The following is an 11553-nucleotide window of genomic DNA, read 5'->3' on the forward strand; positions in this document are numbered from 1 at the left end:
TTGGATCAAATTTCGATTGCTCGGCCGCCAGCAGCGGCCACACCCGCGCGAGCGAGTAAGGGGATAAAGATGAGCACGTTCGTCGCGGGAGTGCAGTACGACGACTTCAAGGGGAGCGTTGCTGCCGACGAAGCGGACAACAACGACCTCTTGGACTATCTCAGGCAGTTGGGGCTTGCTCGCGAAGGAGAGCGGCTCGCAGGCATCCGCATCTCCTCAAGCTCGATCTGGCCTGAAGACGTAGAGGACGTCGCTATGGTCGGGTACTTCTACGAGGCGTCGCGCTTCGAAGAGCGACCGCTTCAGGTTAGAGCAGCCGAATGCAGGATTTCGCCGTCAAAGTTGCTTTCGTTCTACAAGCGCTTTGACTTGGTAATGGTGCGCCGCGACATGGATCTCGCAGGCACAAAGGTGCTCGGACCCGCTTATTGACGGCGACCTAGCCGGCTTATTGGGTCGACCGCGCGGAGAAGCCTCCGCCGCGACGCGGCCGGCTGAGGAACTCAGCGGGAGCGCGAGCGCTCTCGGTAGATGCACGCTGATTCCGACTATCTTCGCAAGCAAGCAATCCGTTGCCGGCGGTTGGCCGGCGAGATCGGCGCTGCCGACGTCCAGAAGACGCTGGAGGCTATGGCGACGGAATATGAGGCTCGAGCAGCTTTCCTTGAGGCCGCTCAGCTAACCGCCGAGCGATTTGAGGACGACGATCCGGCATCCGCTTGATTGATAGCGGCGGAGGAAGCCTCCGCCGCGGTCAGTCTCATGGGCGTCGAAAGTCGCCCACTTGCAGACATCTGCTGGTCGCGCCAAACCAACCTATGACTCTGAACCGGCGATTGATCCCGACGCTTCTCGTGCTGACGCTGCTTCCATCTTGTGGGAAAGTTCCGCCCGTCCTGCCCTTCATAGCTGTGGGGATGTATAACGGAGAATGTGGCTATGACTGGAATGACGTTGCGTTTTCAATTAAAGAACCGGAGCGCCGCGAGCCCTGGAAAGGCTCAAAGGATGTGGCAGTGCTGATCCAATTTCCACCAGTCGACAGAGACTGCGTATTAAGAGCCTACAAGATTCTTGTTCATGACGGCTTTCGGCGCATTTACGTGACATCAACGAAGCGGCTTAATGCTGGTGCTTACTCAACGCCGCTGATGCCTTGAGGAGCTGACTGCCTGTTCCTGCCACAATCGGATTCGCGGCCGAGGAACCCTCCGCCGCAATCGCCATAGCAGCAGCGATCTAGGGCGAAGACAACCGCTCGTTGTAGCAGGCATCGCAGATGCCATCTTCGCCAGGCGGCTTTTCGGCGCACACGGCGCAAAGCCCCTCAGCGTTACGAAAGGCCGCGACAGCGCGATCCTGACGGCTCGTCGTCGTCAACGCTGACCAGATCCGGCGTAGCCAACTGGCGTCTCTGCCTGGGACAGCATCGATAATCTTGGAACGTCTCACGCAAACGCCTTCGTTATTCGCACCTCTGAACCGGTGGGAGCACGCTGGGTGTCCGTGACATTTTGTAAAAACGCGGCGGAGGACACCTCCGCCGCGGTGCGCGCGGGGATGGCGGTTTTCTGCGGGTGAGCGGGGTATTTGCCGGGGCTCGATACCCCGCCCGATACCCCGCGCTGATCAGCCGATGTTGCTGACGACCAGCTCTGTGACGCGCTTCGCCGTGCCCATCGCCTTGGTCGCGATCGACCAGGCAACATCGACGTCCACGGTGCGGAAGCGGCTGAATACCGCGCGCGAGCCTTCCGTCGCGTTAATCGACAGCACGAACTTGCCTCGGATCCCGGCGAGCTGATCGGCGAGCTGCTCGAAGTCGCCGCGCGCGAACACGTCGGCGCCGTAATCGTCCTCGCAGCCCCAGTAGGGTGGGTCGAGGTAGAAGAGCGTCTCGCCCGAGTCGTATCGCCGGATCAGGTCGGCATAGGGCAGCCGCTCGATCGTGACCGGCGCCAGGCGGGCGCCGAGCGCGCGGATCTCCGCGCGGAGCTTCCCATAGTTGAAGCGCGACGGCGTGTTCCGGTCGACGCCGAAGGTCCGGCCGGTGACCTTCCCGCCGAATGAGATGCGTTGGAGGTAGAGGAAACGCGCAGCGCGCTCGATGTCCGTCAGCGTGTCCGGGTCGACCAGGCGCTGCCGCTCGAACTCGTCGCGGCTGGTGAGCAGCAGCTCCAGCTCGTCGACCAGTGGCTCGAAGTGGCGGCGCACGACGCGGAAGAGGTTGGAGACGTCGCGCGAGATGTCGTTGATCACCTCGGCAGGGGCGGCGCGGCCGCGGCGCAGGAAGATCCCGCCCATGCCCACGAAGGGCTCGACATAGGTGCGATGCGGCGTGGCATCGATGATGGCGCACAGGCGCTTGGCCAGGTTGCGCTTGCCGCCCAGGTACGGCGCGATCGGCCGAACGGCGGTGGAGTTAGGCATAGGGGGCTTTCTCTACGGGAGGAAGCGCTCGGCTACGCGCGCGGGATCGCGCCGATCGGCGACGATCGACGGGCCTGCGCCAGGTCAGCGCAGGATCTCGGCAGCGGCCCTCGGCCGCGAATGTCTGGTGATGGTGCTGCGCGGCCAGCCGCCCGAACCGGGTGGTTAGCCGCGCAGCACTAGGGAACTACGCCCCGCGTATTTCCCCGAAGGGTCTTGTATTGGCGGGCCACCCGGCGAACCGGCGAAGCCCTAGTGACCGCGCGCGCGGGCCGATCCTCGCGGCTAAGCTCCGACCGGCGGAGCGACTATGGCAGCGCGACGATCAGCGAGGAAGCCCGATCGACGCCGGCTTGCGGCCAGCTGCTCTACGGCTTCTTGGATTCGGGGAGGTGGTGAGCGACATTGGGCGAAGGAGAAGCCGATGGCGCCAGTCGAGCCGACACGTGGCGCCGCGATGAGCAGAGAAGCGCAGATGACCCAGGCAGCAGCCAACGACGTGTACATGCCCTGCGTTGATGGCCCGCTTCGCGGCAACCTCGTTCTGGTGAGATCGAACGCCGTGGTCGTTGACCTCCATGTCGTTGACGACCAGGGCTGGTCGATCGGCAGGGCAGCGACCTCAGCGGCTGGCTTAAAAGCCGTTCGCTACTTCGTGTCACGGCGCGATGTGGGGAGACCGGTCCTCAAGACGGGTTGACCCTCTATCCGCGGAGCAGGTCGCCCACCATCATCGCGGCCAAGCCGCCCTGACGATCGCGGGCGACCTCGCTGATCAGAAGAAGCGAGCGCCGGTGACGCGGCCGAAGGGCGCGTAGCTCAGCTCGTTCCCATGCACGCCGTCGGTCGTGCCGTTGGCCGGCCAGACGATGGCGCTGGTATTGCCGTTGAAGACGCCGACGATGCGCTCGAAGTCGTGATAATAGTCGAAGAGCGCCGGCTGCGTTGCGGTCGCGCCCAGGGTGCGCTTGAACAGGTTCAGCTCGAGCCGCGTCGCCTCGTTCGCAGTCACCGCCTGGTTGGCCACCGTGGCGAAGCTGTCGGTGCTCGACGTCTTCGGGAACTCGGTGGTGGTGAAGCGCTTCTTGCCGGCCGGCACCATCGCGCACACGGCGCGCAAGTTGGCGATGATGGTTGCCGCGGTGTCCCCGTTCGAGATGTCACCGCCGCCGGCACCAATGTTGATATCGCTGAAATACTGCATCACGCGCTGGCGTCGCACGAAATTACCAGCTCGCAGCTGGGCGGAAAGGGTGTCGCCCTGAACCGAGAGCTGCATCATCGGCACGAGGTCGCCGTAGAAGCGCTCGAACGGGCCAAAGGCATTGCCGATCGTCAGCGTGTCGCCGAGGCCGCTCTCGTGGCTGTCACCGACCAGGAGCACGCTGCGATAGGTGGTGTCGTCGAGTACGGCCGGGAAGTAGCCGAGGCCGTTGAACGGCGTCGGCAGCGACTGACCCGGGGCGGTCGGGTTGGGCGGCGGCGCGCCGAACTGCATCGCGCAGCCGATCGACGGGCTCGGGTTGGGATGGCGCATCTGCGTCGACAGCGCGAGCGGGCCGTTGATCTCGGTCCACACGCGGAACGATGCGCCGCGCGGGATCTCGACCGGACCACAGTCGATCACGACGTCAGCGCCGGGCTCCGCGGCGCCGGCGAAGGGACCGTAGAGCGCGCCCGCGGCGCCGATCGGATATTCGATCCAGTTGTTGTAGCTCGCCGCCGCAGAAGCGTTGATCTCGTTGAAGTTGGTCGGGCTTAGGTACCAGTTGCTGTGCAGCACGCGCGGGCGCGAGATCGGCGCCGCCGCGCGATACGTCACATACGACAGCGCACGCGTGTTGCTGGCGCCCTGCCCGGTGCTGATGCGCGGCCCCAGGCCGACGACGGCACCGAGGCTGTTGGAAGGCTTCTGCGTCGTGGAACCCCCCAGCGACGCCGCGGGGATGAGCTTCGTGACGCCGTCGCGGATGATGCGGATGAGGTCGGCCATTGGTGTTTCCTTCTCGTGAGGAGGGCGGTGTCAGCGAGCTTGCGACAGCTCGGAGGCGGTGAGCGGCACGATGCCGGTCGGCCATGCGTCGATCAGGAGCCGGCGCTTCGCCTCGCAGCTCGAGACGTCGAGGCCGCGATCGCGGATCGCGCTCTCGGCGTCGGCCGAGCTGGCGCTACCGTCCGATTGGCGGGGGACCGGCGACAGGCTGCACGGCTGGAGCGCCTGCGCCGGCGGTCCCTTCACCCGCACCGGCAAGGGCGGCATCGAGCGCATCGATGGCGCGCACGCGGTCAGCGCCGAGGCACTGAGCCCGGCCAGCATCAGTCTGAGCATATTCCCTCACGGTGTCTTTCGAGTGGATGATCAGCGGCGCGCGCGCGGCGAGCCTGTCGGCGAAGGTCGACGTCGCGGCCGCCTCGCGCTGCGCGTTCGCCGCAACGAGCTCCGCGCGCTCGCGGCGCGCGCGCTCGGCCGCGGCGGTCGCCTGGCTACGCTCGAGCGCCAGGTCGTGGCGCGCGTCGGCGAGCTGAGCGCGAAGGATGACGGCGGCGATCGCCAGGCCTGCGATCGGCAGCAGCGGCCAGAAGCGGCGCAGCAGCGCCAGCACGGCGGTCGGGCTCACGCCTTCACCTCGCCGAAGGTGAGCTGCGTCAGCTCGGCGAAGTTGCTCACGTAGAGCGCCGCCTCGGCGGCGCGCCGGCGCACCAGGCCGCGGTTCTTCTTGCCCTTGACCAGGACGAAGAGCCCGAAGGCGCGCGCGGCCGCGTCGATCTCGCCGGCGCGATGGTAGCGCAGCACGCTCGAGCCGCGGAACGCCTTGATCCCGATGTTGTAGGCGAGCGCCACCATGGCGCCGAACTGCGCCGCGGTGACCGGCGCGCGGCCGATCGCCGCCATCACCGGCGCGGCGAAGTCGCGCGCGAGCAGCTGCTCGAACATCGCGTCGGCCTGCTCCCGGGTGATGCGGTCGCCCGACCTCACCTTCCGGCCGTCGGGATAGTAGGTCATCCCCCAGCCGATCGTCCATTTGCCGGCCGGGCAGAGGTAGGCGGTGAGCACGCAGCGCTCGAAGTGGTGGAGGAGAGCGGTCGCGACCGGGCCGACCTTCATCGCCGGCGCCGGCGCGCTGAGCAGGCCAAGCCGGTGCGCGGCCGCCGGCTGCGGCACGACGCGCGCGATCGCGACGGCGACGAACAGCGCCAGGCCGATCCACGCCTGCAGGTGCTCGGGAAAGAGCGCGCGGACCTCGGCCGGCATGCTGAGCCAGCCGGCCTGCAGCGTGGCGGGATCAATCGCGACCAGCGCGGCGGAGATCGCGGCGCCGATCGCGGCGATACGGACGGACCAGGCGTGCGCGGCGGCGCGCGCGCGCTCGAGGATGAGCGGCGACATGGGTGTTTCCCTTCGGTGGTGAGGTCAGGGCCGCTCGGAGGTCCGGCGGATGAGCAGGTCGAGCTTGGCGTTGATCGCCGCGAGGTCGGCTTTCATGTCGCTCTGCTCGACATCCCGCGTGTCGGCGCGCTGCTCGAGCTTCTCGATGCGCTGGCTGTTGCTCTCGACCCGGCCGAGGATCTTGCCTCCGCCGAGCAGGAGCCCGACGACCGTGATGATCAGGGCGATCGCGGGTACGAGATCCTTCCAGGAGGCGCGCGCGGGCGGCGCCACGACGACGGCCGTGGCGGAGGGGGTGTCGGTCATGAGGATCTCCGCGCGCGGTGGCGCTAGGGGGTTGGTGCGTCGCCCAGGAAGGCGGTCTCGACGTTGCGCCGGCAGTGACCGGGCTCCTCGCCGAGCAGGAGGAACAGGGTGTCGATCGCGGGCGCGAGGATCCGCGCCCACCAGACGCCGCGCAGCTCGCCGCGGCCGACGTAGCTGCTGATCGTCTCGTCGGCCGACGGGCAGGTACTGGTCAGGCCGAGGATGAAGACCGCGCCGACGATGAGGACCTGCGCGAGTTGGTCGATCGAGACGAGGACCTGGCGCGCTACCGCCGCGACGCGCGCGATCAGGCGGGCCACTGCAGCTCGGCCGCGGCGACGATCGCGCCGAAGGTTTCCGCCGCGGCGACCGAGGTCTTCGCGCCCATGCGCATCCCTTCGATCTCGGCACCGACCATCACCCAGGCGTCGGCCTGGCTGATCACCTCGGCGGCGAGATCCGCCAGCGTCATCGATCGTGCCGCGGCCTCGCGGGTGAGAAACGGAACCGCCACGCTGTTGTCGATCGACCAGGCGCGCGCCTCCGCCTCCTTGCGGGTGTAGGTGATCGCTTGGCCGGCGCCGGGCGTCAGGAAGCGCATGCGCAGCGCCTCGGCCGATTGGTCGACCTTCCGGCAGGCGAACGTGCGCAGCACCTCGAGGTCGAGCTGAGCGGTGCGAACCACCTCCATCGGCACGACCGCGAGCGACAGACCCTCCGGAATCTCTTGCAGCGCAGACGCGCCGGCCGGCCCAGAGCCACGCCACCGCTCGTTGCCATCGATTGGATCGTAGATCACCCAGAATTCAGCCATGATCCGCGCTCCTCAGCAAACGGCCCGAGTCACGACGACGTCGGTCTGCGGGAATTGGTACCGGCCGAGATCCGCACCATCGAAGACCTCGACGACGCGGACCTCGCGCCCGTGACGGCGCAGGCGCCGGGCTTCGTTGTGCGCGTCGATCTCGGCGATGCGCATGCGGCCGCGATCGACGCGCGAGCTGCTGCATAGGCCGCGGTGATCGATCACCACGGTGACGGGACGCTGGTCGGCCTGCGCATGCGCGGCAGACGCAAGAACGGGCGCGGCGAGCGCCGCGGCAAGCAGGATCAGCTTCATGGGGAACTCCGAGGGGCAGGATCGCCCAGCGTCGGCGCGGCGCGCCGCTACTTCTTGAACTCCTCGACCACCATCACAAGGGCGATCTCGGGATTGTCATAGTCGTTGTTCGGCTTTGGCGACTTCGCGCGAGCCTGGATGGTGTAGGTCGGCGTGCCGGAGACGCCGTCGAGCAGCTGGAAGAAGCTAAACGACTGGTTGTTGCCCAGCACGTTCGAGACCTTGGTCCAGTCGAGCACGATCCCCGTGTTGTCGAGGATCCGCACCTCCATGTAGTTGCCCGCCGGTAGACCGGGCAAACGGGCGACGCCTGCGATGCTGAGGCGAACCGTGCTGCTGCTGCTCGAGATCGGCACCGTCAGCGCGGCGAGGTTCACCGACCCGCCGCTCGTCGGCACGTTGCCCGATGAGCCGGCCACCTTGAAGAAGGCCGACACAGCGTTGTTGGCGATCTTGCGGGTGAAGATGGTGCCGTCGACGACCAGGTCGCCGCTGATGGACACGTCGCCGATGATGTCGACGCCGGCGCCGGCGTTTGAATCCGCGTAGAGGGTCAGCTGCGCGCGATTGTTGCCGGCGACCGCCTTCTGCTGGAGAAAGGCGCGACTGCGACCGTAGGCGTCGCTCGCCACCGAGGTGGTGACGGTCAGCTCACCCCGCGCCTGGTCGTATTCGGTGCGGAGCTGGCTGACCGTTTGCGCGACCGCACCGGCCTTCGCGTCGGCGATCGCCGCCGAGCGGTCCTCAATTCGGGCGTTGATCGTGCGTTGCAGGCCACTGTCGGCGGCGAAGTTGACTTGCGCCTCAAGCGTGTCGACCCGCTGAGCCGCCGCAAAGCGGTTCGGGAGATCGGAGAGCGTGTCCTCGGTCGTCTTGATCCGCGCGACTGCGGCCGGGAGATCGGTGAGCCGCGCCTTGCGGTTCGCGATCTCCTCCGCCGAGGCGCGGCGCACGCCGGCCATGTGCCAGCGCAGCGTCTTCGGCTGCGGCTCCGGCCTGAACCCTGACCAAGCCGTCATGGGATGAAAGCGGAGCGCCGAGATCTGCTGCTCGATCTGCATCATGACCGAGAAGCGATATCGGCGGCCGGGCACGCCAAGCTCCGGGATCGCACCGGTGCTGTCGGGCATCGAGAAGAACTCGACGCCGTTCGAGTAACGAATGCTCCCGTTGCTGTCGTACCCGGCGAGGTAGACGCCGGCGCCGAGGAAGGTGCCGTCGACCAGGGTCACGTCGATCTCGATGACGAACCAGCCCGGCCCGGTGAACATGCCGGGATCGACCCCGTACCCCTCATCGCCGTGATAGAAGCCGCTCACCGCGTGGAAGAGGTTGCCGGCGCCGCCGGGCCATGCGGCCTCCATGGCGTAGCGGCCGACGATCCCGTCCCGCCGCACCACGGTGCCTGCGGTCTGCGCAGCGAGCCCCCACCCGTTCGGGATCAAGCCCCGGTTAGCGGGCCAGTCGGAGAAGGTGGCCTGCTGGTTGAGGAATTGCGGCGCGGCGCGCATGTTCGCCTCGACCACCGCCGTGCGGCTGGCGAGCGCCACGTCCGCGGCCGTGAAGGCGGTGGTGACCTCCTGCGCCTTCGCGTCGATTGCGGTGCCGAAGCTGGCTTGCACCGTGTCGATCCGCTGCCCGATCGCGTCATCTCGCGAGATGGCCGCCTGCTCGACGCGCGAGACCTCGGCACGCGCCACCGTGTCGACACCCTCGCTGCCCCCGCCGCCCTCGGCGATGAGCTGGTCGACCCGGCTGTTGACCGTGTCCGCGTTCGTGAAGGCCGCATCTGCGCGATCCTTCGCCGCCTGAATGCGGGTGCTGGCGTCGGCAACAGCGCCGTCGATCTTGATCAGCTCTGCGTCGATCTCCTCACGACGTTTCTTGGCCGCGTCGATCTCTGCGATCACCTCCTCAACCGGCCGATCGCCGATGTTGGTTCCCGGCGGGGCGCCGACAGTCGCGTTGTCCTGCGGCTTCGTACCTCCCGAAACATTATCCCAGGGCAAGGTGACGGTACCCACCACGACATTCGGGATGATCAGCCGGTCCGACACCGCGCCGCGGATGCGATAACGAATGCCCACGTCGTAGGCAGTGTCGGTGGTGACGCTGGTGATCTCCTTGCGAAGCACAGAGGAAGGCTCGATGCTCGCACCGGTCCAACCAACGTCGGGAGCCGCGCCAGTGATGTAGGGCCGATAGTCGAAGACGACCTCGTCGGCCGCCAGCTTATCGACGTTGCTGGTGACGATGATCGCCGGCGTGGCGACGCCATTGGCTTGCAGCGTACCGCCGACGGCCGACCAGTCGCCAGCATCCGGCGCGGAGCGATCGATGCCCGGCGACGAGAGATCGGGCGTGGGAGGCGGCGTCGTCGTCTTGCCCAGCGCGAAGTCGTGCTTGGCCTTCGTCTCGGTGCGGCAGGTGAGCGTGGCCCCCATCGCACCGCCGTCGATCTCGCGCTGGCGCACCACGACCTCGCGCCCGATCATGTTCGCCTCGGGCACCTGGAGCGTGATGCAGTCGCCGGGGCGATAGCCGAGCGCATAGACCTTGGCCGGCACGACGATCCCGTCGAGCTCGCGCGCGTTGAGCATCTCGTAGAGGGCGATCTGCGCGCCCTGCTTGGCGTTCTGGATGAGCGGGTAGACGACCTCCTTGGGCCGGCTGCCGCCGTCGATCGCGACGTAATCAGGCACGACGACAGGATCGAGCGGCACCATCTCCCAGCCGTGGCTTTCGAGACGCACGCTCGGGATGATGGTGTTACGCCGCAACCGCCGCGACACCGTTGCCGGCACGTCCAGGTCGCCCGTGACGTCGTTGGAGCGGATCGTGCCGATCGACACACGCGGCGCCGAGAAGGCGACGGAGAGCTGAGCACCGATGGGCAGCGGCTCGGCCGAGCCCGCCTGGCAGATCATCTTAAGCACGTCCCAGGCGTTGTCGGTGGTCGAATAGACCACGCCGCCGACGGTCCAGCCGTTGGCGTCGCAGACGTTCGACCACTCGACAAATGGCGCGAGATCCAGCCCGCTGGCCGGCAGCCCGCCGCCGGCCATCAGCACGCCGTTCTGATAGTGACCGTAGGCCCAGGTGATCGCGTGCGGTCCCGGGTTGGTCGAATAGACGTAGGTGTCGGGCTGACCGAGCCGGCACGTACCCATGCCGCCGGGATAGGTGCTGTCCTTGCGGGGATCGTAGACGAGCACGCCCTCCACCACGCGCCCGCGATCGGGCACGCCGTTGGGGAACTTCTCGCCCTTGGTGTCGAAGTCGAGCGTCCAGATGTCCGCGGCGAGGCCCGACAGCTTGGAGGCGCCGTTCCAGCCCGGGAAGGCACCGAACGGCCCGGCAAGTGCAGTCGGCTCCGGGCACGCCCCCTTTTGAGTGGCAAGCCACATATTGCCCGCGAACGTACCCACCGCGGCACCGCTCGAGTTGAAGGTGACCGGCGCCTTGTCGATGAGCAGTGGACCGATGGAATGGACTAAGCCGAGCGACAGGATGGTGACCCAGCTCTCCGCCTGGTTCTTCGCCTTGCTGCCTGGGCGATTGTAATACTGGCGATGCACGACGTTGCCGCCGGTGTAGCTTCGCCCGATCACGACCGGTATGCCGGCCTCCTTGTCGATCTTGAACTTCGTCGCATTGCCGCCGAGCGTACCCTTCGGTGCCGCCGCCATCGCGGCGATCGAAAGGACGCCGGCGGCCGCCGACAAGCCGGCGCCGATCGCGGTGAGCGTCGCCGCGGACGCGCCGATCGTGCCGGCCGCGAGCAGACCGGCGCCGACGGCCGCGCCGACGCCGGTCGCGATGAGAGCGGCGGCCCCCACCACGAAGGCCGCGGTGCGCAGTGCTTTCATGTGCCGTTCCTCAGGCTTTGATCGGGATCCGCCAGGCGGCGACATATTCGACCGGCTGGATGACGGCGGCGCCGACGGCGTCCTCGACGAAGCCGCAGGCGCGGCCATTGTTGAGCACCACCGCGAGGCAGCCGATCGGCGACTCCGCCGGCAGCGCGAGCACGTCGCCGGGCAGCGCGGCCGCGGGCGCGATGCGCTCGAAGCCCATGCCGTCCATTGCGGCAGGCAGGTCGGCGTAGCCGCGCGCGGCGAGCGCCTTCACCGCGCCCTTCAGCGAGGCGTAGCTCCCTGACGTCGGCAGCCTCACCTGGTGCCCCATGCGGCGCAGGTGCCCCGCAACCATGCGAGCGCAGTCGTTGCGGCCCAGGCGAAAGGGCTTGTCCCGGGCGCCGTTGAGCGTCGCCTGGGCTGCGGCCACACGCCGCACCAGCTCGGTCATC

At 67.6% G+C, this 11553-nt stretch carries 14 protein-coding genes; 4 read left to right on the forward strand and 10 right to left on the reverse strand.

Annotated features, from left to right (window positions below; translation table 11 throughout):
- Window positions 1-69 precede the first annotated feature (69 nt).
- The 3 genes from EV292_RS20225 (at window position 70) to EV292_RS20235 (ending at window position 1160) form a co-directional block, all read left to right on the forward strand.
- A complete protein-coding gene (locus tag EV292_RS20225) occupies window positions 70-432 on the forward strand; it encodes a hypothetical protein (protein ID WP_132911080.1) in 363 nt (120 codons plus the stop codon).
- Between the two features lie 99 nt (window positions 433-531).
- On the forward strand, window positions 532-723 hold the full coding sequence (locus EV292_RS20230) for a hypothetical protein (protein WP_132911081.1): 192 nt from the start codon (window positions 532-534) through the stop codon (window positions 721-723).
- A gap of 131 nt (window positions 724-854) precedes the next feature.
- The gene (locus EV292_RS20235; RefSeq protein ID WP_165927208.1) at window positions 855-1160 is read left to right on the forward strand and encodes a hypothetical protein; all 306 of its coding nucleotides are present in this window, start codon (window positions 855-857) and stop codon (window positions 1158-1160) included.
- Window positions 1161-1629: 469 nt separating this feature from the next.
- On the opposite strand, the gene EV292_RS20240 is transcribed toward EV292_RS20235, so the two are convergent.
- The gene (locus EV292_RS20240) at window positions 1630-2430 is read right to left on the reverse strand and encodes a DNA adenine methylase (protein ID WP_132911083.1); all 801 of its coding nucleotides are present in this window, start codon (window positions 2428-2430) and stop codon (window positions 1630-1632) included.
- Window positions 2431-2854: 424 nt separating this feature from the next.
- Between EV292_RS20240 and EV292_RS20245 the strand changes: the two genes are divergently transcribed.
- A complete protein-coding gene (locus tag EV292_RS20245; protein ID WP_132911084.1) occupies window positions 2855-3130 on the forward strand; it encodes a hypothetical protein in 276 nt (91 codons plus the stop codon).
- Window positions 3131-3205: 75 nt separating this feature from the next.
- Here EV292_RS20245 and EV292_RS20250 read toward each other — a convergent pair whose 3' ends face one another.
- The 9 genes from EV292_RS20250 to EV292_RS20295 all read right to left on the reverse strand — a co-directional run bounded on the left by EV292_RS20250 (window position 3206) and on the right by EV292_RS20295 (window position 11552).
- Window positions 3206-4423: a hypothetical protein gene (locus EV292_RS20250; protein WP_132911085.1), complete on the reverse strand. Its 1218-nt coding sequence runs from the start codon at window positions 4421-4423 to the stop codon at window positions 3206-3208.
- A 175-nt stretch (window positions 4424-4598) separates the two neighbouring features.
- Window positions 4599-5048 (reverse strand): hypothetical protein, encoded by a 450-nt coding sequence (locus EV292_RS20260; protein WP_132911087.1) that lies wholly within the window; start codon window positions 5046-5048, stop codon window positions 4599-4601.
- On the reverse strand, window positions 5045-5818 hold the full coding sequence (locus EV292_RS20265; RefSeq protein ID WP_132911088.1) for a lysozyme: 774 nt from the start codon (window positions 5816-5818) through the stop codon (window positions 5045-5047). The genes EV292_RS20260 and EV292_RS20265 overlap by 4 nt, the downstream gene beginning before the upstream one ends.
- A 24-nt stretch (window positions 5819-5842) precedes the next feature.
- Entirely contained in the window at window positions 5843-6124 is a 282-nt protein-coding gene (locus tag EV292_RS20270) for a hypothetical protein (protein WP_132911089.1), read from the reverse strand.
- A gap of 23 nt (window positions 6125-6147) precedes the next feature.
- Window positions 6148-6444: a hypothetical protein gene (locus tag EV292_RS20275; RefSeq protein ID WP_243693888.1), complete on the reverse strand. Its 297-nt coding sequence runs from the start codon at window positions 6442-6444 to the stop codon at window positions 6148-6150.
- On the reverse strand, window positions 6432-6938 hold the full coding sequence (locus tag EV292_RS20280; protein WP_132911090.1) for a hypothetical protein: 507 nt from the start codon (window positions 6936-6938) through the stop codon (window positions 6432-6434). The genes EV292_RS20275 and EV292_RS20280 overlap by 13 nt, the downstream gene beginning before the upstream one ends.
- 12 nt (window positions 6939-6950) lie before the next feature.
- Window positions 6951-7244: a hypothetical protein gene (locus EV292_RS20285; protein WP_132911091.1), complete on the reverse strand. Its 294-nt coding sequence runs from the start codon at window positions 7242-7244 to the stop codon at window positions 6951-6953.
- Window positions 7245-7291: 47 nt separating this feature from the next.
- Complete coding sequence (locus tag EV292_RS20290) at window positions 7292-11113, reverse strand: hypothetical protein (RefSeq protein ID WP_132911092.1); 3822 nt, start codon at window positions 11111-11113, stop codon at window positions 7292-7294.
- Window positions 11114-11123: 10 nt separating this feature from the next.
- Window positions 11124-11552: a hypothetical protein gene (locus EV292_RS20295; RefSeq protein ID WP_132911093.1), complete on the reverse strand. Its 429-nt coding sequence runs from the start codon at window positions 11550-11552 to the stop codon at window positions 11124-11126.
- Between the last annotated feature and the right edge of the window lies 1 nt (window position 11553).

The sequence above is a fragment of the Sphingomonas sp. BK235 genome (assembly GCF_004345855.1).
Classification (GTDB): Bacteria; Pseudomonadota; Alphaproteobacteria; order Sphingomonadales; family Sphingomonadaceae; genus Sphingomonas.